Below are 18,718 nucleotides of genomic sequence, written 5' to 3'. Positions count from 1 at the left end.
CAGACATGCAAAAGGCCCCGTCCAGGACGGGGCCTTTTTCTTTGGTTGCGGTTCGCTTATTCGGCGACGAGGCGGCTGATCACCACGTTGACCTCGGGCTTCTTGCCGATCTCTTCCATCGACACCTGACGGACCACGCGGCGGATTTCTTCCTCAAGCTTCACGTCATCGGCCAGGACCTTGCGGCCAAGGCGACCCATGACCTCGTCAAGGTCGGTCTCCATCGTTTCGGCCAGCGGCCGGTCGCCCCGGCCGGTGGTGGCAAGGCCCATCAGTTCGACCCAGGGCTCGCCCATCGGGGTGTTGGTCTCGTCCAGGATCACCGTGACGGTGACATGGCCGTTCAGCGCCATCCGGATGCGGTCGCGGATCACGCCGTCCATCGCCCCGACCATCGCGGTGCCGTCCAGGTAGATGCGGCCAGTCTCGACATATTCCGCCACCACGGGCACGTCGCCGGTCAGGTCCACCATCGTGCCGTTCACCACCACGGCGGACGCGATGCCGCTTTCGGTGGCGATGCGGACGTGTTCCGCCAGGTGCCGGTGTTCGCCGTGCATCGGGATCAGCATGTCGGGCAGGATCAGCCTGTGGACGTGCTCCAGGTCCGGTCGGTTCGCATGGCCCGAGACGTGGTACTTGCCGCCCTGGTCATCGATCACCTGCACGCCCTGTTCGGAAAACGCGTTCCAGACGCGCAGAACGTCGCGTTCGTTGCCGGGGATCGTCTTCGAGGAAAAGAGGAAGGTGTCGCCCTCTTTCATTTCCAGACCAAGGTATTTGCCACGGCTTAGCTGCGCCGAGGCGGCGCGGCGTTCACCCTGGCTGCCGGTGACCAGCAGCATCAGGTTGCGGCGCGGCACGTCCAGCGCCTCTTCCGGAGACACGGTCTTTGGGAAACCGGTCATGACCGCCGCTTCATCTGCGACCGAAAGCATCCGCTTCATCGACCGGCCAAGGACGCAGATCGTCCGGTTGGCGGCGCGGGCCGCCTCGGCCAGGGTCTTCAGGCGGGCGACGTTCGAGCCGAAGGTGGTGGCGACGACCATGCCGGTCCGGCTGCGGATCAGCTCGGTCAAAGGCTCGGCCAGTGTCGCCTCGGACCGGCCCTCGTGGGTCGAAAAGACGTTGGTGGAATCGCAGGTCATCACCTTGACCGGGCGTTCGGCCACGATCTGGGTGAAACGGGCGTCATCCCAGCCTTCGCCCACCACCGGGGTGTGGTCGATCTTGAAGTCCGCCGAATGGAAGATCCGCCCCGCCGGTGTGTCGATCACCAGCGCCGAGCTTTCGGGGATCGAATGCGAGACGGGGACGAACTGCACCTTGAAGGGGCCGACCTCGATGGTGGTGGGGCGCGGTTCAACCACGACGATCTGGTCGACGGGCAGACCCGCCTCTTCGAACTTGAGCCGACCAATGGTCGCGGTGAAGCGGCGGGCATAGACCTTCTTGCCAAGCTCCGGCCACAGGGGTGCCAGCGCACCGATGTGGTCTTCGTGCGCGTGGGTGATGAAGATCGCCTCAAGCCGGTCCAGCTTGTCGTGCAGCCAGCTGACATCGGGCAGGATCAGGTCCACGCCGGGCGAGCCGTCCATGTCGGGGAAGGTCACGCCCACGTCGACCAGGATCAGCCGTTCCTTGCCTTTCGGCCCATAGCCGTAGACGTAGGAGTTCATGCCGATCTCGCCGGCGCCGCCGAGGGGAAGGTAGATGAGGCGGTTGGCGCTCATGGGGTATCCTTGTTCAGGTCGTTGATCAGGACGAGGCCGTGCATGGTCAAGTCGTCCTCAATCGAATGAAATAGTTCGGTTCCTTGCGCGAAAAGGGAGGCAAGGCCCCCGGTCGCGATCACTTTCATCGGCCGGTCACGTTCGCGGCGTACTTCGCGCACGATGCCCTCGACCAGCCCGATGTAGCCCCAATACACGCCAGATTGCATGCAGGCCACCGTATTCGTGCCGATGGCCTTCAGGGGTTTGGCCACATCCACGTGAGGCAGGGCGGCTGCGGCCATGTGCAGCGCTTCGAGGGAAAGGTTCACGCCGGGCGCGATCACACCGCCGATATAGGCCCCGTCACTGTCGACGACATCGAAGGTGGTGGCGGTGCCGAAGTCGACGATGATCAGGTCACCGCCATACCGCGCGAAGCCTGCCACCGTGTTGACCAGGCGGTCCGGCCCGACCGTGGTGCCCTGGTCGACACGGGGGGCGACGGGCAGTTTGCAGTCCGGCTTGCCCACGACCAGCGGGCGGCAGCCAAAGTAGCGATCACACAGGACGCGCAGGTTGAAGACGACGCGGGGGACGGTCGAGGAGATGATCGCTTCGGTCACCGTGGCGGCGGTGCTGGTCAGGGTCATCAGCGACGAGAGCCAGACGAAGTATTCGTCCGCCGTCCGCTTGTGGTCGGTGGCGATGCGCCAGGTCGCCAGGAAGCGCGTGCCGTCCCAGACGGAGAAGACGGTGTTGGTGTTGCCGCAGTCGATGGCGAGAAGCATATGGCCTTCCCTTCCCTGTCAGAAGAACACTTCGGCAGCCGGGATGGCAACCGGGCCGTGGGCGGTGCGGAGGATCAGGTTGCCGGTGGCGTCGATGGTCTCAAAGGTGCCCTCACGGGTTTCGGTCCCGGTGCGGGCGCGGATCGGCTGACCCAGGCGGGCGGCGTGGGAAAGCCAGGCCGCCCGCAAGGGCGCGAAGCCTTCGCTGGTGAAGATTGCTTCCCATCGGGCATAGGCGGGGGCGAGGGCGTCGAGAAAGGCCTGGGGCGTGGGACGCAGTCCGGTTTCGGTCAGCAGCGACACGGGTGCGACCGCTCCGGCTTCCACTTGCGACGCATCCGGAGCGGCGATCAGGTTGACCCCGATACCGATGCAAAGGATCGGGGCCGGGCCGTTCAGACCCTGGCTCTCCAGCAGGATGCCGGCGATCTTGCCGCCGTTGCAGAGAACGTCGTTCGGCCACTTCAAGGCAAAGCTGTCGGGCAGGCCCGTGAGATGGACGAAGGCGTCGCGGAGTGCCAGGGCGGCGGCGAAGGAGCGCAGGGCCACCGTCTCGGGTGGCTCATGCGGTTTCAGGACGAGGGTGCCGTGGAAGTTGCCCATCGGGCTGGACCAGGGCCGGGCACGGCGGCCCCGGCCTGCGGTCTGGACCCCGGCGAGGATCCAGGTCGGCCCCGGCAGACTTGCTGCCCGCCGGAAGCCTTCGGCGTTGGTGCTGTCGATTTCGGGCAGGGTGATGCGCCCTGCCCCGCCGTCACCGGACAAGCGCTTCGGCGGCCAGCGCCGCTGGGGCTTCGATCCCGAAGAGGTTCACGATCCCCAGCAGCATGATCGCTGCCACGGCGACCAGCATGCCCCACTGAACCGGGGCCATGCGGCTTTCGACGGGTTCCTGTTCGGCGCCGAAGTACATGAAGTAGACGATGCGCAGGTAGTAGAAGGCACCGATCACCGAGGCCACGGCACCGGCCACAGCCAGCCAGACCCAGCCCGCGTCGACGGCGGCCTTCAGCACGTAGAACTTGCCGAAGAACCCGACCATCGGTGGGACGCCGGCGAGGGAGAAGAGAAGGACCAGCATCGCCAGCGCCTTCAGCGGCTCCTTCTTGGCGAACTGGTTCAGGCCTGCGATGTCCGAAACCGGGCGGCCGTCACGCTCCATCGACAGGATGAAGGCGAAGGTGCCGACGTTCATGGTGACGTAGATCGCCATGTAGATCATCGTCGCCTGCACGCCGTAAGCCGTGCCGACGCAAAGCCCGATGAGCGCGTAACCCATGTGGGCGATCGAAGAATAAGCCATCAGCCGCTTGATGTCGCGCTGGCCGATCGCGGCCACGGCGCCCAGGAACATCGAGGCCACGGCAAGTGCCGCCAGCACCTGGCCCCACTGGCCGGGGATGCCGCCGAACGCGTCCTGCACCAGCCGCGCGATCAGCGCCATCGCGGCGACCTTGGGGGCCGTGGCGAAGAAGGCGGTGACCGGGGTGGGCGAGCCTTCGTAGACGTCGGGCGTCCACATGTGGAAGGGCGCGGCGGAGACCTTGAAGGCAAGGCCCGCCAGCATGAACACCAGACCGAACAGCAACCCCAGCGGCACGCCGTCCTGCACGGTGGACAGGATACCTGCGAACTGGGTGGTGCCGGAATAGCCATAGACCAGCGAGGCACCGTAGAGCAGCAGGCCCGACGACAGCGCACCAAGGACAAAGTACTTCAGGCCGGCTTCCGACGACTTGGCGCTGTCCCGCCGGATCGAGGCGATGACGTAAAGCGACAGGGATTGCAGCTCCAACCCCATGTAAAGCGTGATCAGGTCGGCAGACGAGACCATGACCATCATGCCGACCACCGACAGGGTCACCAGGATCGGGTATTCGAACCGCAGAAGGTCACGCCGGGTCATGTAGTCCTGGCTCATCACCAGCACGGCGGCGGCGGACAGCAGGATCGTCACCTTGGCAAAGCGCGCGAAGGGGTCGTCGATGAAGAGGCCGTTGAAGACCAGCCGCTCTCCCGCTCCGCCCGCGCCGATGTACAGCGCCAGCGCCACGAAGAGGCCCGCCGTCGCCCAGACCAGCGTCGCGGCCAGCTTGTCCTTGGTGGTGTAGACCGCCACCATCAGCGCCAGCATGGCATAGCCCGCCAGCACGATCTCGGGGAGGAGGGTCTGGAAATCGGCGGAAGTCATTCCGAATGTCCTTCGTTCAGGGCCACTGCCGCTCCGTCAACGGGCAGCGCGGCCTGGTAGTCGGTGACAAGGGCCGTGACAGAGGGCCCGATGATGTCGGTCACAAGGCTGGGATAGATGCCAAGGATCAGGGTCATCGCGATCAAGGGGGCGAAGATCGCCTTCTCGCGGCGGTCCATGTCGGTGATCGAGCGCAGCGCTTCCTTGATCAGGTCGCCAAAGACGACCCGGCGGTAAAGCCACAGCGCGTAACCGGCGGAGAGGATCACGCCCGTGGCGGCGACGGCGGCGACCCAGGTGTTGACCTGGAAGACCCCCATCAGCGTCAGGAATTCACCGACGAAACCGCTGGTGCCCGGCAGGCCGACGTTGGCCATCGTGAAGAACATGAAGACCAGCGCATAGGCGGGCATCCGGTTCACGAGGCCACCATAGGCGTCGATCTCGCGGGTGTGCATCCGGTCGTAGATCACGCCGACGCAGAGGAACAAGGCACCCGAGATGAAGCCGTGGCTGATCATCTGGAAGATCGCCCCGTCGACGCCCTGCTGGTTCGCGGCAAAGATCCCCATCGTGACAAAGCCCATGTGGGCGACGGACGAATAGGCGATCAGCTTCTTCATGTCGGTCTGCGCCAGCGCCACGAGCGAGGTGTAGACGATGGCGATGGCCGACATCCACAGGACCAGGGGCGCCATGACGTCCGACCCCACGGGGAACATCGGCAGCGAGAAGCGCAGGAAGCCGTAGCCGCCCATCTTCAGAAGGATCGCCGCCAGCACCACGGACCCGGCCGTGGGCGCCTGCACGTGGGCATCAGGCAACCAGGTGTGGACCGGCCACATCGGCATCTTCACGGCAAACGACGCGAAGAAGGCGAGGAACAGCATCGTCTGCAAACCGCCGACGACCTGGATGCCGAGGACGCTGAACGTCTCGGACCCGAAGTCATGCACCAGAAGCTTGGTGATATCGGTGGTGCCCGCGTCCAGATACATCGCGATCATCGCAACCAGCATCAGGACGGAACCGAGGAAGGTATACAGGAAGAACTTGAACGCCGCGTAGATCCGCTCTTTCCCGCCCCAGATGCCGATGATCAGGAACATCGGGATCAGCCCGGCCTCGAAGAAGAGGTAGAAAAGGACAAGGTCCAGCGCGCAGAACACGCCAAGCATCAGCGTTTCCAGCACCAGGAAGGCGATCATGTATTCCTTCACCCGCGTCTCCACGCCCCAGCACGACCAGATGGTGATCGGCATCAGGAAGGTGGTCAGCATGACGAAGAGGATCGAGATCCCGTCGACGCCCATCTTGTAGCTCAGGCCCAGAATCCATTCGCGCTCCTCGACGAACTGGAAGCCGGTGTTCGACGGATCGAAGCGGAACAGGATGAAAAGCGAGATCACGAAGGTCGCCGAGGTGGTGAAGAGCGCAAGCCACTTCGCCCCCTGACGCGCCGCCGCATCGTCCCCGCGCATGAACAGCGCAAGGATCAGCGCCGCGACCAGCGGCAGGAAGGTGATGATCGAGAGAAGCTGGTTTTCCATTATGCGCGCCCCTTACTTCGCGCCGCCGAAGAGCGTCATCCAGGTGACGAGGGCAACGATCCCCAGCACCATCGCGAAGGCGTAGTGGAACAGGTAGCCGGACTGCGCGCGGCCTGCGAGGCGGGTGAAGTAGGGGATGATCCCCAGAGCCACCCCGTTCAGTGACCCGTCGATGACGTTGCCGTCGCCCTTCTTCCACAGGAAGTTGCCCAGCCACTTGGCGGGACGGACGAAGATCACGTCATAAAGCTCGTCGAAGTACCACTTGTTCAGCAGGAACAGGTAGAGCGGACGCTGCTGGGTCGCCAGACGGCGCGGCAGGCTGGGGTCCTTGATGTAGAAAAGCCAGGCCACCGCGAAACCGATCAGCATGGCGACGAAGGGCGAGACCTTGACCCAGGTCGGCACCAGGTGGGCTGCGTTGATCATTGTGGTCGGCGCGTGTTCAGCCTTGGCGGCCTTGTCGGCATCCAGGCGGGTGTCGACCACGGCCTGCTCCTCGGGCGTGAAGGGCAGCATCACCAGCGCACCCTTGGGGGCCACGCCCACGGCATGACCCTCGGCATCGCCGGGGCTGGCTTCGGGCTCGGCCGGTTCGGTCGTGGTGGCGACGGTGGTGCCTTCGGCCGGAGCGGCCTCGATCGTGGCGGGTGCAGCCGGAGCAGCCTCGGTGGTCGCGGTCTCGGCCGTGGCGGTCTCGCTGTGCGTTTCGGTGGCAGCGACCTCCGTCCCGTGGTCGGCTGCTTCGCCGTGGGCCTCGGTCTCCATGCCGAACCAGTTCCGCACGGCGGTCTCTTCGCCGAAGAAGACCTTGTACCACAGCATCCCCGAGAAGATCGCGCCCAGGGCCAGGACGCCCAGCGGGATCAGCATTACCATCGGGCTTTCGTGCGGCTCGTGGTGGCCGTGCCCGTGGTCGTCATGCCCGTGCGCCGCGTGGCCGTGACCATGCGCATCGTGCCCCTGCGCGCGGCTTTCGCCGAAGAAGGTCAGGAACATCAGCCGCCAGGAATAGAAGCTGGTGAAGCAGGCCGCGACGACCAGAAGCCAGAAGGCGAAGCCCGAGTCGACCCAGGCGCTCTCGATCACCGCGTCCTTCGACAGGAAGCCGGCAAAGCCGTAATGCGTCAGCGGAATGCCCACGCCGGTGATCGCCAGCGTGCCGATCAGCATCGCGGCAAAGGTGTAGGGGATCTTCTTCCGAAGCCCGCCGTAGTTGCGCATGTCCTGCTCGTGGTGGGTCGCGTGGATCACGGAACCCGCGCCGAGGAACAGCATCGCCTTGAAGAAGGCGTGGGTGAACAGGTGGAACATCGCCACCGAATAGACCCCCACCCCGGCGGCCACGAACATGTAGCCAAGCTGCGACATGGTCGAATAGGCGATCACGCGCTTGATGTCGTTCTGCACCAGGCCGATGGTCGCGGCGACAAAGGCCGTCAGCGCGCCAAGGACGGTGATGAAGGCCAGCGCTTCCGGGGCATACTCATAGACCGGCGACATCCGGCAGACGAGGAACACGCCCGCCGTCACCATCGTGGCCGCGTGGATCAGGGCGGACACCGGCGTCGGGCCCTCCATCGCGTCCGGAAGCCAGGTGTGCAGAAAAAGCTGCGCAGATTTCCCCATCGCGCCGATGAAGAGAAGGACGCCGATCAGGTTCGCCGCGTTCCACTCGGCCCAGAGGAAGGTCAGGTTCGTCTCGGCCAGCGCCGGGGCGGCGGCGAAGACATCGTCGAAGCGGATGCTGTCGGTCAGGTAGAAGAGGGCAAATATCCCAAGCGCAAAGCCGAAGTCGCCGACCCGGTTCACGATGAAGGCCTTCATCGCCGCCGCGTTGGCGCTGGCCTTGCGATAGTAGAAGCCGATCAGCAGGTACGATGCGACGCCCACGCCTTCCCAGCCGAAGAACATCTGGACCAGGTTGTCCGAGGTCACCAGCATCAGCATCGAGAAGGTGAAGAACGAGAGGTAGGCGAAGAAGCGCGCCTTGTAGTGCTCGCCCTCGTGCCAGTTCTCGTCATGCGCCATGTAGCCGAAGCTGTAGAGGTGGACCAAGGCCGAGACCGAGTTCACCACGACCAACATGATCGCGGTCAGCCGGTCCAGCCGGATCGCCCATTCGCTGCCCATCGTGCCGGATTCGATCCAGCGCATCAGGACGATGCGCTGCGTCTCGCCGTCGAAGGTCAGGAAGATCTGCCAGGACAGCGCCGCGGCCAGGAAGATCATCGCGGTGGAGATCACCTGCCCGGCCTTCTCGCCGATCAGCCGCCAGCCGAAGCCGCAGATCAAGGCCCCGATCAGGGGAGCGAAGAGGATGATCGTTGCCATTTACTCGGTCCTGCCTTGGGTCGCGCCGCAGCGGTCTGATCCGCAGCGGGTCGATGGGAATTCTGTCGCTGGGACGGCCCCGGCGGTGTGGCATGTCTCGCACGTCAGATCGACCATGCGGCCCTTGAGGGCGGTGATCCGCATCCCGAAGGCGTTCTTGTCTCCGACCTGCATGGATCAGCCCTTCATCACGTTGACGTCTTCCACCTCGATGGTGCCGCGGTTGCGGAAGAAGACGACGAGGATGGCAAGGCCGATGGCAGCCTCAGCCGCCGCGACGGTCAGGACGAACATCGTGAAGACCTGCCCCACGAGGTCCCCCGAGAAGGACGAGAAGGCGACGAGGTTGATGTTGACCGCCAGAAGCATCAGTTCGATCGACATCAGGATGACGATCACGTTCTTCCGGTTCAGGAAGATCCCGAAGATCCCGATGACGAACAGCGCCGCGGCCACCGTCAGGTAATGTTCAAGTCCGATCATCTGTCCGTTCCCTCTTGGGCTCTTAGGGCCCGTTAGTTCACTTGGCCCTTGGGCCTATCTTCGTCAGGCGGCGCTAAAGCGCACCTTCACAGCCCCTGCCCCGGTTTCACGTCCTTGAGTTCCATCGCCTTCGCCGGGTCGCGCCACATCTGCTGCAGCACGTTCTGCCGCTTGACGTCCTTGCGGTGGCGCAGCGTCAGAAGGATCGCCCCGATCATCGCAACCAGCAGGATCAGGCCCGACAGCTGGAACAGCAGGAAATAGCGGTCGTAAAGGATCATCCCCAGCGCGCGGGTGTTCTCCATCTCGGTCGGGGCGGGTGCCACGGCCTGACGCAGGCCATCCGCCCCGTCAGCGGCCGTCCAGACGCCGACGCCGATGGCGACCTGCATCAAGAGGACCACGCCGATCAGAAGGCCCAGTGGCATGTAGCGTGCCAGTTCCCCCTTCAGGGCGGCAAAGTCGATGTCCAGCATCATGACGACGAACAGGAACAGCACCGCCACCGCGCCGACGTAGACGATGACCAGAAGCATCGCCACGAACTCGGCCCCGAGCATCACGAACAGGCCCGAGGTCGACAGGAACGCAAGGATCAGCCACAGCACCGAATGGACCGGGTTCCGCGACAGCGTGACCATCAGGCCCGACAGCACCGTGACCACGGCGAACATGTAGAAGGCGAAACTGAAGACGGTCATGCGTCTTTCTCCTCAGGGGTCTCGGCAAAGACGGACTGGGCAATTTCCAGCGCCTTCTGCATGGCGGGAACGCCGCCGAACATGGACATCTGCCAGATCACTTCCGCGACCTCGCGTTTCGTGGCCCCGGCGGCCAACCCGTTCTTGATCGTCATCCGCAGTTGCGGCTCACCGACCGGACCAAGCACCGTCAGCGCGGCGATCGTCACCAGAAACCGGGTGCGCGCATCCAGACCCTCGGGGTTGAAGGTCTTGCCGAACCACATCTCCAAGAGTTCCTTCGGCATCGCCGGGAAGAACTTTTCGAACGCCTTCGCATCGACGTTCTCCATGCCGGGCATGAAGGACTGGGCCATCTTCTGGCCCTGCTCCATCATCGAGGCGAAGATCTTGGCGAAATCGTCGGTCATGGGGTCACCGGTACGGGGCGTCGATTTCAAGGTTGCGGGCGATCTCGGCTTCCCAACGGGCACCGTTCTCCAAGAGGCGGTCCTTGTTGTAGAAAAGCTCTTCCCGCGTCTCGGTCGAGAATTCGAAGTTCGGGCCTTCGACGATGGCATCGACCGGGCAGGCTTCCTGGCAGAAGCCGCAGTAGATGCACTTGGTCATGTCGATGTCGTACCGCGTGGTGCGGCGGGAGCCGTCCTCCCGCGGTTCGGCGTCGATGGTGATGGCCTGGGCCGGGCAGACCGCCTCGCACAGCTTGCAGGCGATGCAGCGTTCCTCGCCGTTAGGATAGCGGCGCAGCGCATGTTCGCCGCGGAAGCGGGGGCTGAGAGGCCCCTTCTCGTGCGGGTAGTTCACCGTCGATTTCGGCGCGAAGAAGTACTTCATCCCCAGGCCGAAGCCCTTGATGAAGTCCATCAGCAGGAAATACTTCGTGGCGCGGGTCCAGTCGATGTTGGACATCTTCAGCCTCCAATCGCCCAGCGGGCCCAGAAGCCACCGAACACTTCGAATTTCGCAAGGAACGCCACCAGCACGACCCAGCCCAGCGACATCGGCAGGAAGACCTTCCAGCCGATCCGCATCAGCTGGTCGTAGCGGTAGCGGGGGACGATGGCCTTCACCATCGCGAACATGAAGAAGAAGAGCCACATCTTGGCAACCATCCACCACCAGCCATCGGCCAGGCCGGGGATGGGCGAGAGCCAGCCGCCGAAGAACAGCAGCGAAATCAGCGCGCACATCAGGAAGATCGCGATGTATTCGCCGGCCATGAACAGAAGGTAGGGGGTGGACGAGTATTCCACCATGAACCCGGCGACGAGTTCGGATTCCGCTTCCGGCAGGTCGAAGGGCGGGCGGTTGGTTTCAGCCAGCGCCGAGATGAAGAACAGGAAGACCATCGGGAAGTGCGGCAGCCAGTACCAGTTGAAAAAGCCGTAAGCCCCGTCCTGCGCCGCCACGATGGCGCCGAAGTTCATCGCGCCGGTCGAGATGATGACGCCGATGATGATCAGGCCCAGCGACACTTCGTAGGAAATCATCTGTGCGGCGGACCGCAACGACCCAAGGAACGCGTATTTCGAGTTCGAGGCCCAGCCGCCCATGATCACGCCGTAAACCTCCAGCGAGGAGACGGCGAAGACGAACAGGATCGCCACGTTGATGTTGGCCAGGACCCAGCCGTCATCAAAGGGGATCACCGCCCAGGCGAGGATCGCCAGCACGAAGGACAGCATCGGTGCCAGGAAGAAGACCGGGCGGTCGACGCCCGCCGGGATCACGATCTCCTTCACCACATACTTCAACGCATCGGCCACCGATTGCAGCAGGCCGAACGGCCCCACAACGTTCGGGCCGCGCCGCATCTGCACCGCCGCCCAGATCTTCCGGTCGCCGTAGACGAGGAACAGAAGGCTGATCATCACGAAGGCCACGATCAGCAGCGACTGCGCCGCGATCAGCACCGCCGTTCCGAACCCCGTGGCAAGAAACCCGTCCATGTCAGTCCCTCATCCTCAATCCGCCAGTCTTACCGGCTTGGTATTCCAAGCGCTTCGCACTCTGCCACCGCTTCGGCGGTGACGATGGTGCGAAGGCCTTCGGGCCGGGTGGCCGAGAGCAGATAGACCGCATCCCCGTACCACGTCTGCCCGTCCTTCTTCACGATGGTCCGCACCTGGCGTGCGAAGCCAAACCCTTGATCCAGCGCATATTGCGCGGCTGCGCAGCGGCCATAGGCCTCGACGTCCGACCCGTCCTTCGCCCCGGTCATCGCGACCGTGAGACTGACCAGGTCCTTGTCGAGCAGGATCGTCGAGATCCCCTGATAGACCGGCGCTTGCCCGCGCTCCTCTGGCACCTCTCCGGCGGGCGCGCAAGCCCCAAGCGCCGCTGTCGCGGTGCCAAGGGTCGCCAGAAGGGAGAGGCGCTGCGCCATGTTACTCCGCCGCAATCGGGGCCGCCGCGCGGTCCTTGGCCATCGCCGAAAGTTCGGCCATCACCGCCGAAGCGCGGGCAATCGGGTTCGTCAGGTAGAAATCCCCGATCGCGTTGCGGAACGTGGCTTTGGCCGGGGCCTTCACCGGCAGCGGCTGCCATTCGTTCTGCGGCACCTCGTCGATGCGGCCCAGATGCGGATGCGCCTTGACCAGCGCCGCCCGCAGACCTGCCAGCGAATCCCAGGGCAGTTGCTGGCCCACTTCGGCCGACAGCGCCCGCAGGATCGCCCAGTTCTCCTTCGCCTCGCCCGGCGCGAAGCCAGCGCGGAAGGCCAACTGGGGCCGCCCCTCGGTGTTGACGAACAGCCCGTTCTCCTCGGTGTAGGCAGCGCCCGGCAGGATGATGTCGGCACGGTTGGCACCCCGGTCGCCGTGGCTGCCCTGGTAGATCACGAAGGGGCCGGCGGCGATTTCCACCTCGTCGGCGCCAAGGTTGTAGATCACCTCGACACCCTCAGTCGCAGCTGCAAGCCCGCCCTCGGTCACAGCACCGACGTCCATCGCGCCCACACGGGCCGCCGCGGTGTGCAGGACCATGAACTTGGCACCCGCGCCGGTCGCATAGGCCATCGCCTGGGACAGCACCGCCTCGCCGTCGGCTTCGTTGATGGCACCCTGGCCGATGATGACCAGCGTGTTGTCTTTTTGCGTCACCCGGCCCACCAGATCGACCAGCGCCGCCCGGTCGGAGCCCATGTGCTTGTAGTCATAAGTCAGGTCGACCCGTTCGCCGAAGAGACCGACCATCGCCCCGTTGGTCCAGGCCTTGCGGATGCGGGCGTTCAGGACCGGAGATTCGACGCGCGGGTTGGTCCCGATCAACAGGATCACCTTGGCGCTGTCGATGTCCTCAATCGTCGCCGTGCCGACGTAAGCCGAGCGGTTGCCGATCGGCAGCTTGGCGTTGTCGGTGCGGCACTCGACATGGCCGCCGAGCGATTCCACCAGCGTTTTCAGCGAATACGCGGCTTCGACCGGCACGAGGTCGCCCACCAGCCCGGCCACGCGTCTGCCCTTCATCGCGGCGGCGGCCTTCTCCAGCGCCTCGCCCCAGGTGGCTTTCCGCAGACGGCCGTTCTCGCGCACATAGGGCGTATCCAGCCGTTGCCGACGCAGACCGTCCCAGACGAAGCGGGTCTTGTCGGAAATCCACTCCTCGTTCACGCCGTCATGGTTGCGCGGCAGGAAGCGCATGACTTCGCGGCCCTTGGTGTCGACGCGGATGTTCGACCCCAGCGCGTCCATCACGTCGATGGATTCGGTCTTGGTCAGCTCCCAGGGCCGCGCGGTGAAGGCATAGGGTTTCGAGGTCAGCGCGCCCACCGGGCACAGGTCGATGATGTTGCCCTGCAGGTTCGAGGCCAGCGTCTCGTTCAGATAGCTGGTGATCTCGCTGTCTTCGCCGCGCCCGGTCTGGCCCATCTGGGAGATCCCGGCGACTTCGGTGGTGAAGCGGACGCAGCGGGTGCAGGAGATGCAGCGCGTCATCGCGGTCTTGACCAAGGGGCCAAGGTTCAGATCCTCGGTCGCCCGCTTCGGCTCGCGGTAGCGGCTGAAGTCCACGCCGTATGCCATCGCCTGATCCTGCAGGTCGCACTCGCCGCCCTGGTCGCAGATCGGGCAGTCCAGCGGGTGGTTGATGAGCAGGAACTCCATCACCCCCTCGCGGGCCTTCTTCACCATCGGCGACTTGGTCTTGACCACGGGCGCCTGCCCTTCCGGGCCGGGGCGAAGGTCTTTCACCTGCATCGCGCAGCTTGCGGCAGGCTTCGGCGGGCCACCGACGACCTCGACCAGGCACATCCGGCAGTTGCCGGCGATCGACAGCCGCTCATGGTAGCAAAAGCGCGGGATCTCCACCCCGGCGACTTCCGCCGCCTGGATGATGGTCATCGCGCCATCGACCTCGACTTCGATCCCGTCGATGCTGATTTTCTTCAAGTTAGACATGCGCCCGGTCCTTCCGCAGCAGCCCCACCACTGCATCGCGCAGCCGGGCCAGCAGCCCGCCCTGCGCGACCGGGGCCGCCTGTTTCGTCGTATCCTGTTCAAACGACAGGTGTTTCACACGCGCCTCGATGTCGCGCATCATGTATTTCGGGTCAGTACCGCCGTAGCACATCGCCCCTACTCCGCCGCCACTTGGGCGCAACCGCGGGTCTTCCACGCCTGCGCTTCCTGCAGATATTTCCACCCGAAGGCATGGTCGCTGTCGCCATGCGTCTCCAGGTGCGTCAGCCGCGCCAGCGCCTCGTCCAAAGTTGGCCGATGCCCCGCGGGCACCCACCACATGACGAAATGCATCCGGCCCAGCACCTCGAACCACTCGGCCCGCCGCTCATAGAACGTGCGGTGGACGGTGTTGAAGACGAAATGCTCCAGCGTCTCGACGCTTTCCCAGACCGTCAGGTTCGACACGAACTGCGCGTCACCGTCGATCTTTGCTTCGGTGTTGCCAGTCCCCGGCTCGCCCGAGCCTTCCATCATCCAGACGAACCCGGGCATCCGCTTGCCCATTCCGTTCACCCGGTCCAGCGCCGCCATGAACTCGGCCACGCGCGGGTCGTCGGTGGGGGCCAGAAGGCGCCCCACGTTCAACTCGGCCAGGTGCAGGACGGGGTCGGTCACTTCTTCGACCTCAACAGATAGCCAACCAGGCTTTCCTTGGCGATTTCCTCTTCACCGACGGCGCAATAGGCCTCGGCATTGCCCCGCTCGGCGCCCTTGGCTTTCAGCCATTCGGCCGCCTCGGCCTTGAACTTGGCCTTCTCGGTGTCCGAGGTGACGAACTCGCGGACAACCTTGGCCTCATAGCCCTGCTTCAGCGCATAGTCGCGCAAGGCGTTCAGCTCACCCAGAGCGCGCAGGTTGCGGGCGTCGATGGTCGGGCAGTTGTCGGCGATGGCGTCGCCGATGAAGCCCTGCAGAAGCTTCTCGCGGATCACCGGTTCTTCGTTGATCGGCACCAGCGCCAGCGCGGGCGTGGCCGTAAGGGTCAGGGCAATGATAACGGTGCGAAGCATATTGGCCTCCATGGCTGCTCGTGCGGCCGAGATGGAGCCAAACGCCCTTGATATGCCATGACAAAGTGCCCGCATCAGGCCCTTGTGACCGAAGGTGACGGCCGATGTCATGCGCAGCCCTCCCGATAGACCCATTCCCCGGTCGCCCGGTCGAACCGGTCGTAGATCGAGACGCGAACCTTCCCGCCGCAGGCCGCATCCGCGACCTTGCGGGCCAGTGCGCCCTCCCACATCTGGAACGGCTGGCCCCCATTCGTCACCCGCACAGGCTCGCGCATTGCGGGGACGGACGGAACCGTCGCCACGCAGGCCGCCTGGGCAAGAACCGAAAGGGCCAGCGCCATCCGCATCACTCCGCCGCGACCGCGGTGACACGGCCGGTGCGCTTGGCCTTGATGCGGTCCTCGATCTCGTCGCGGAAGGCGCGGATCAGGCCCTGGATCGGCCAGGCGGCGGCGTCGCCAAGGGCGCAGATGGTGTGGCCCTCGACCTGCTTGGTCACGCTGAGAAGCATGTCGATCTCCTCGACCTCCGCCTCGCCGCGCACCAGACGGTCCATCACGCGCATCATCCAACCCGTGCCCTCGCGGCAGGGGGTGCACTGGCCGCAGGACTCGTGCTTGTAGAACTTCGACAGCCGCCAGATCGCCTTGATGACGTCGGTGGACTGATCCATCACGATCACCGCCGCGGTACCAAGGCCTGACCGCTGCTCGCGCAGCCAGTCGAAGTCCATGATCGCGTCGTCGCATTGCGCCTGGGTCAGCAAAGGCACCGAAGACCCGCCGGGGATCACGGCCTTGATGTTCTTCCAGCCGCCGCGAACGCCGCCGCAGTGACGCTCCAGCAACTCCTTGAGCGGAATCGACATCGCCTCTTCCACGACGCAGGGCTGCATCACGTGGCCCGAGATGCCGAAAAGCTTGGTCCCGGTGTTGTTCGGCCGCCCGAAGGAGGCAAACCAGTCCGACCCGCGCCGCAGGATCGTCGGCACCACGGCGATGGATTCGACGTTGTTCACCGTCGTCGGGCAGCCATACAGACCCGAGCCCGCCGGGAACGGCGGCTTCATCCGGGGCATGCCCTTCTTGCCTTCCAAGGACTCCAGAAGCGCGGTCTCTTCACCGCAGATATAGGCCCCTGCCCCGTGGTGCAGGTACAGATCGAAGTCCCAGCCCGACTTGGCCGCGTTCTTGCCCAGCATCCCGGCGTCATAGCATTCGTCGATGGCGGCCTGCAGCGCCTCACGCTCGCGGATGTATTCGCCGCGGATGTAGATGTAGCAGGCGTTCGCGTTCATCGCGAAGGCAGCGATCAGCGCGCCCTCGATCAGCGTGTGCGGGTCGTGCCGCATGATTTCGCGGTCCTTGCAGGTCCCCGGCTCGGATTCGTCGGCATTGATGACCAGATACGACGGCCGCCCGTCCGACTGCTTGGGCATGAACGACCACTTCAGGCCCGTCGGGAAGCCCGCGCCACCCCGGCCCCGCAGGCCCGAAGCCTTCACCTGCTCGATGATGGTGTCGCGCCCGCGCTTGATGATGTCGGCGGTGCCATTCCAATGCCCGCGCTTCATCGCACCCTTCAGGCTGCGGTCATGCATCCCGTAGAGGTTGCTGAAAATGCGGTCCTGATCCTTGAGCATCTTGGTCTTCCTAACCCCGGCGTCCGCGCCAGATCTGATACGTCACCACCAGGGCCCAGACAAAGGCCGCGATGGCGAGAAGGTCGAAGAGGAACACGAAGCGCACCTCCAACCCGAGTTTTCCGCCCAACCACTGGGCCGCCATCCACAAAACGATCGTCACCGCCAGCACGATGCCCACCAGCCGCGCCTGGCGGGCGCGCTGGACATCGGCTGGATCGGGACGGGTCTGCACCATGGGTCTTCAGTAGCTGTTGGTCTTGGCGCGTTCCCGGAACGCCTCAAGCCCTTCTTTGACGATGATCTTGGCCTGCGCCACCCAGCGATCGCGGGTGATGCGGCCCTTGAAATTCTTCATGTTCGCGTCGACCCAGGCGACGTCGGCTTCGCTCCACTGCGCGATCTGGTCGAAATGGAAGAACCCCATCTCGTTCACCAGCTTTTCCATCGCCGGGCCGATGCCCTCGATTTCCTTCAGGTTGTCCGCCTTGCCGGCGCGCGGAGCATCCAGCCGGGCCGGCCCTTCGGAACCCGTAGCAGCAGCCACAGGCGCCGCCATGACGGCCGCCGGGGCCGCGGGATGGGATACAGCCGCCTGCGGCGCGTGAGCGGGCATCGCGCGCGGGGCCGGCATGCTGGCACCCCAGGGCATGCCGACGATCAGACCCACGACCACCGTCAGCACACCGGCGACGGCGACTGCCGGGGTCAGATCAAAGTCGCCCAACACCGTCAGCAGCGCAAAGGCGACCAGCCCCGCCGTCGCCGCCAGGATCCAGCCACCAATCGAGGGGGCATTCACATTCTCTGCTCTACGCATTCCATGTCACTCCCGTTGCAGCAGCCCGTGCGGGGCCACCGATGGCTTCAGTAATCATTGGCCCTGGCGTGTTCGCGGAACGCCTCAAGCCCGTCGTTGACGATGATCCGTGCCTGCTCCACCCATTTGTCGCGGGCGATGCGGCCCTTGAACGTCTTCATCTCGGCATCGACCAGGGCAGCGTCGGCATCGGTCCAGCCCGCGATCTGGTCGAAATGGTAAAACCCCAGGGAATTGACCAGCTTTTCCAGCGCCGGACCGATCCCCTCGATCTCTTGCAGATCGTCCGGCTGGCCCAGGCGGGGCGCGGTCAGACGGACCAGACCCTGCGGCGCGGCCGCCTTGGCGGTCTTGGGCTTCGCCGATTTCTCGGCCTTCGGCTTCGGCTCGGCCTTCGGCTTCGGCTCCACCTTCGGCTTCGGTTCGGCCTTCGGCTTCGCCCCTGCGGCGCCAGTCGACTTGGCCACGGCCGCGGGCTTCTCGGCCTTGGGCTTTGCGACCTTCGCCTTGGCCTCGGCTTTCGGCTTTGCGGCAGCCTTCGCCACCGGTGCCAGCACCACGGCATCGGCCACCAAAGGCGCGGCCATGACCGGAGGCAGGATCACCGGGGCCGCCTCGATACTGGCCAGCGGCGTCATCACGGACGAAGGTCGCTGCGGCACGACCGAACCTTCGGCGCGGACCGGCACGGCCATCGCGGAGGGCGTCGTTGCAACGCTGTCCCCGCCGATCCGCATGCCGACATCCGCGGTCGAAGGCACCACCTTGCGAACCCGGTGCGCCTCCTCCTCCGCGTCGTCATAGCGGTTCACCGCGACGGCGAGGCGAAACAGGACCAGCACCACGATCAGCGCAATGGCCAGCGAAAACAGCGCCGCCGGGACCGGATGATAGTACAGCCAGCCACGCAGCACGGCAAAGGTCACGACTCCGGAAAGAACCACCAGAGCCCAGCCACCCATGCCGATCGTCGTATCGTCGTCGCTGTCCATCATCCACCCTTACCGCACCAACTACCCTG

Annotated in this window: 22 protein-coding genes; all 22 read right to left on the bottom strand. The window is 64.9% G+C overall.

Annotated elements, in window-relative coordinates; all coding sequences use genetic code 11:
- Positions 1 to 56: 56 nt before the first annotated feature.
- The 22 genes from Q0C42_RS10595 to Q0C42_RS10490 all read right to left on the bottom strand — a co-directional run bounded on the left by Q0C42_RS10595 (position 57) and on the right by Q0C42_RS10490 (position 18,689).
- Positions 57 to 1,733 (bottom strand): ribonuclease J, encoded by a 1,677-nt coding sequence (locus Q0C42_RS10595; RefSeq protein WP_295075036.1) that lies wholly within the window; start codon positions 1,731 to 1,733, stop codon positions 57 to 59.
- Entirely contained in the window at positions 1,730 to 2,503 is a 774-nt protein-coding gene (locus Q0C42_RS10590) for a type III pantothenate kinase (protein ID WP_295075033.1), read from the bottom strand. The genes Q0C42_RS10595 and Q0C42_RS10590 overlap by 4 nt, the downstream gene beginning before the upstream one ends.
- Before the next feature lie 18 nt (positions 2,504 to 2,521).
- Positions 2,522 to 3,268: a biotin--[acetyl-CoA-carboxylase] ligase gene (locus Q0C42_RS10585; protein WP_295075030.1), complete on the bottom strand. Its 747-nt coding sequence runs from the start codon at positions 3,266 to 3,268 to the stop codon at positions 2,522 to 2,524.
- On the bottom strand, positions 3,258 to 4,694 hold the full coding sequence (gene nuoN, locus Q0C42_RS10580; RefSeq protein ID WP_295075028.1) for an NADH-quinone oxidoreductase subunit NuoN: 1,437 nt from the start codon (positions 4,692 to 4,694) through the stop codon (positions 3,258 to 3,260). The genes Q0C42_RS10585 and nuoN overlap by 11 nt, the downstream gene beginning before the upstream one ends.
- A complete protein-coding gene (locus tag Q0C42_RS10575) occupies positions 4,691 to 6,244 on the bottom strand; it encodes an NADH-quinone oxidoreductase subunit M (protein ID WP_295075025.1) in 1,554 nt (517 codons plus the stop codon). The genes nuoN and Q0C42_RS10575 overlap by 4 nt, the downstream gene beginning before the upstream one ends.
- Positions 6,245 to 6,256: 12 nt before the next feature.
- On the bottom strand, positions 6,257 to 8,578 hold the full coding sequence (nuoL, locus tag Q0C42_RS10570) for an NADH-quinone oxidoreductase subunit L (RefSeq protein WP_295075022.1): 2,322 nt from the start codon (positions 8,576 to 8,578) through the stop codon (positions 6,257 to 6,259).
- A complete protein-coding gene (locus Q0C42_RS10565; RefSeq protein ID WP_295075019.1) occupies positions 8,579 to 8,752 on the bottom strand; it encodes a hypothetical protein in 174 nt (57 codons plus the stop codon). It lies immediately after the preceding gene.
- Positions 8,753 to 8,755: 3 nt separating this feature from the next.
- Entirely contained in the window at positions 8,756 to 9,061 is a 306-nt protein-coding gene (gene nuoK, locus Q0C42_RS10560) for an NADH-quinone oxidoreductase subunit NuoK (RefSeq protein ID WP_295075016.1), read from the bottom strand.
- Between the two features lie 86 nt (positions 9,062 to 9,147).
- Complete coding sequence (locus Q0C42_RS10555) at positions 9,148 to 9,762, bottom strand: NADH-quinone oxidoreductase subunit J (RefSeq protein ID WP_295075013.1); 615 nt, start codon at positions 9,760 to 9,762, stop codon at positions 9,148 to 9,150.
- Positions 9,759 to 10,172: a carboxymuconolactone decarboxylase family protein gene (locus tag Q0C42_RS10550; protein WP_295075010.1), complete on the bottom strand. Its 414-nt coding sequence runs from the start codon at positions 10,170 to 10,172 to the stop codon at positions 9,759 to 9,761. Before Q0C42_RS10550 ends, Q0C42_RS10555 begins: the two co-directional genes overlap by 4 nt.
- A gap of 4 nt (positions 10,173 to 10,176) precedes the next feature.
- Entirely contained in the window at positions 10,177 to 10,671 is a 495-nt protein-coding gene (gene nuoI, locus Q0C42_RS10545; protein ID WP_295075007.1) for an NADH-quinone oxidoreductase subunit NuoI, read from the bottom strand.
- A 2-nt stretch (positions 10,672 to 10,673) separates the two neighbouring features.
- Entirely contained in the window at positions 10,674 to 11,711 is a 1,038-nt protein-coding gene (gene nuoH, locus Q0C42_RS10540; protein WP_295075005.1) for an NADH-quinone oxidoreductase subunit NuoH, read from the bottom strand.
- Between the two features lie 29 nt (positions 11,712 to 11,740).
- Positions 11,741 to 12,148, bottom strand: a complete 408-nt coding sequence (locus Q0C42_RS10535; RefSeq protein WP_295075001.1) for a hypothetical protein — start codon at positions 12,146 to 12,148, stop codon at positions 11,741 to 11,743.
- A gap of 1 nt (position 12,149) precedes the next feature.
- The gene (gene nuoG, locus Q0C42_RS10530) at positions 12,150 to 14,159 is read right to left on the bottom strand and encodes an NADH-quinone oxidoreductase subunit NuoG (RefSeq protein ID WP_295074998.1); all 2,010 of its coding nucleotides are present in this window, start codon (positions 14,157 to 14,159) and stop codon (positions 12,150 to 12,152) included.
- A complete protein-coding gene (locus Q0C42_RS10525) occupies positions 14,152 to 14,331 on the bottom strand; it encodes a hypothetical protein (RefSeq protein WP_295074995.1) in 180 nt (59 codons plus the stop codon). Before Q0C42_RS10525 ends, nuoG begins: the two co-directional genes overlap by 8 nt.
- 5 nt (positions 14,332 to 14,336) lie before the next feature.
- Positions 14,337 to 14,837: a DUF3291 domain-containing protein gene (locus Q0C42_RS10520; protein ID WP_295074992.1), complete on the bottom strand. Its 501-nt coding sequence runs from the start codon at positions 14,835 to 14,837 to the stop codon at positions 14,337 to 14,339.
- A complete protein-coding gene (locus Q0C42_RS10515) occupies positions 14,834 to 15,232 on the bottom strand; it encodes a DUF5333 domain-containing protein (RefSeq protein WP_295074989.1) in 399 nt (132 codons plus the stop codon). Before Q0C42_RS10515 ends, Q0C42_RS10520 begins: the two co-directional genes overlap by 4 nt.
- 107 nt (positions 15,233 to 15,339) lie before the next feature.
- The gene (locus Q0C42_RS10510; RefSeq protein WP_295074986.1) at positions 15,340 to 15,576 is read right to left on the bottom strand and encodes a hypothetical protein; all 237 of its coding nucleotides are present in this window, start codon (positions 15,574 to 15,576) and stop codon (positions 15,340 to 15,342) included.
- Positions 15,577 to 15,581: 5 nt separating this feature from the next.
- Positions 15,582 to 16,877, bottom strand: coding sequence for an NADH-quinone oxidoreductase subunit NuoF (gene nuoF, locus Q0C42_RS10505; RefSeq protein ID WP_295074984.1), 1,296 nt, complete (start codon positions 16,875 to 16,877; stop codon positions 15,582 to 15,584).
- 10 nt (positions 16,878 to 16,887) lie between these two features.
- Complete coding sequence (locus Q0C42_RS10500; RefSeq protein ID WP_295074980.1) at positions 16,888 to 17,115, bottom strand: DUF5337 domain-containing protein; 228 nt, start codon at positions 17,113 to 17,115, stop codon at positions 16,888 to 16,890.
- 6 nt (positions 17,116 to 17,121) lie between these two features.
- On the bottom strand, positions 17,122 to 17,697 hold the full coding sequence (locus Q0C42_RS10495) for an NADH:ubiquinone oxidoreductase (protein ID WP_295074977.1): 576 nt from the start codon (positions 17,695 to 17,697) through the stop codon (positions 17,122 to 17,124).
- 47 nt (positions 17,698 to 17,744) lie between these two features.
- The gene (locus Q0C42_RS10490) at positions 17,745 to 18,689 is read right to left on the bottom strand and encodes a hypothetical protein (RefSeq protein WP_295074974.1); all 945 of its coding nucleotides are present in this window, start codon (positions 18,687 to 18,689) and stop codon (positions 17,745 to 17,747) included.
- Positions 18,690 to 18,718: the final 29 nt, after the last annotated feature.

The sequence above is a fragment of the Tabrizicola sp. genome, assembly GCF_022842145.1.
GTDB lineage: Bacteria > Pseudomonadota > Alphaproteobacteria > Rhodobacterales > Rhodobacteraceae > Tabrizicola.
The sequence above is the reverse complement of the archived record's forward strand: the minus strand, read 5'-3'. Positions and strand labels throughout refer to the sequence as shown.

What these genes read in the sequence shown, in the direction of transcription:
- Q0C42_RS10500 (WP_295074980.1), bottom strand. Translation starts at nt 17,115, where the DNA reads ATGGTGCAGACCCGTCCCGATCCAGCCGATGTCCAGCGCGCCCGCCAG.
- nuoF (WP_295074984.1), bottom strand. Translation starts at nt 16,877, where the DNA reads ATGCTCAAGGATCAGGACCGCATTTTCAGCAACCTCTACGGGATGCAT.
- Q0C42_RS10595 (WP_295075036.1), bottom strand. Translation starts at nt 1,733, where the DNA reads ATGAGCGCCAACCGCCTCATCTACCTTCCCCTCGGCGGCGCCGGCGAG.
- Q0C42_RS10515 (WP_295074989.1), bottom strand. Translation starts at nt 15,232, where the DNA reads ATGCTTCGCACCGTTATCATTGCCCTGACCCTTACGGCCACGCCCGCG.
- Q0C42_RS10590 (WP_295075033.1), bottom strand. Translation starts at nt 2,503, where the DNA reads ATGCTTCTCGCCATCGACTGCGGCAACACCAACACCGTCTTCTCCGTC.
- Q0C42_RS10535 (WP_295075001.1), bottom strand. Translation starts at nt 12,148, where the DNA reads ATGGCGCAGCGCCTCTCCCTTCTGGCGACCCTTGGCACCGCGACAGCG.
- nuoG (WP_295074998.1), bottom strand. Translation starts at nt 14,159, where the DNA reads ATGTCTAACTTGAAGAAAATCAGCATCGACGGGATCGAAGTCGAGGTC.
- Q0C42_RS10525 (WP_295074995.1), bottom strand. Translation starts at nt 14,331, where the DNA reads ATGTGCTACGGCGGTACTGACCCGAAATACATGATGCGCGACATCGAG.
- Q0C42_RS10555 (WP_295075013.1), bottom strand. Translation starts at nt 9,762, where the DNA reads ATGACCGTCTTCAGTTTCGCCTTCTACATGTTCGCCGTGGTCACGGTG.
- nuoI (WP_295075007.1), bottom strand. Translation starts at nt 10,671, where the DNA reads ATGTCCAACATCGACTGGACCCGCGCCACGAAGTATTTCCTGCTGATG.
- nuoK (WP_295075016.1), bottom strand. Translation starts at nt 9,061, where the DNA reads ATGATCGGACTTGAACATTACCTGACGGTGGCCGCGGCGCTGTTCGTC.
- Q0C42_RS10510 (WP_295074986.1), bottom strand. Translation starts at nt 15,576, where the DNA reads ATGGCGCTGGCCCTTTCGGTTCTTGCCCAGGCGGCCTGCGTGGCGACG.
- Q0C42_RS10565 (WP_295075019.1), bottom strand. Translation starts at nt 8,752, where the DNA reads ATGCAGGTCGGAGACAAGAACGCCTTCGGGATGCGGATCACCGCCCTC.
- Q0C42_RS10490 (WP_295074974.1), bottom strand. Translation starts at nt 18,689, where the DNA reads ATGGACAGCGACGACGATACGACGATCGGCATGGGTGGCTGGGCTCTG.
- nuoH (WP_295075005.1), bottom strand. Translation starts at nt 11,711, where the DNA reads ATGGACGGGTTTCTTGCCACGGGGTTCGGAACGGCGGTGCTGATCGCG.
- Q0C42_RS10495 (WP_295074977.1), bottom strand. Translation starts at nt 17,697, where the DNA reads ATGCGTAGAGCAGAGAATGTGAATGCCCCCTCGATTGGTGGCTGGATC.
- Q0C42_RS10575 (WP_295075025.1), bottom strand. Translation starts at nt 6,244, where the DNA reads ATGGAAAACCAGCTTCTCTCGATCATCACCTTCCTGCCGCTGGTCGCG.
- Q0C42_RS10550 (WP_295075010.1), bottom strand. Translation starts at nt 10,172, where the DNA reads ATGACCGACGATTTCGCCAAGATCTTCGCCTCGATGATGGAGCAGGGC.
- nuoL (WP_295075022.1), bottom strand. Translation starts at nt 8,578, where the DNA reads ATGGCAACGATCATCCTCTTCGCTCCCCTGATCGGGGCCTTGATCTGC.
- nuoN (WP_295075028.1), bottom strand. Translation starts at nt 4,694, where the DNA reads ATGACTTCCGCCGATTTCCAGACCCTCCTCCCCGAGATCGTGCTGGCG.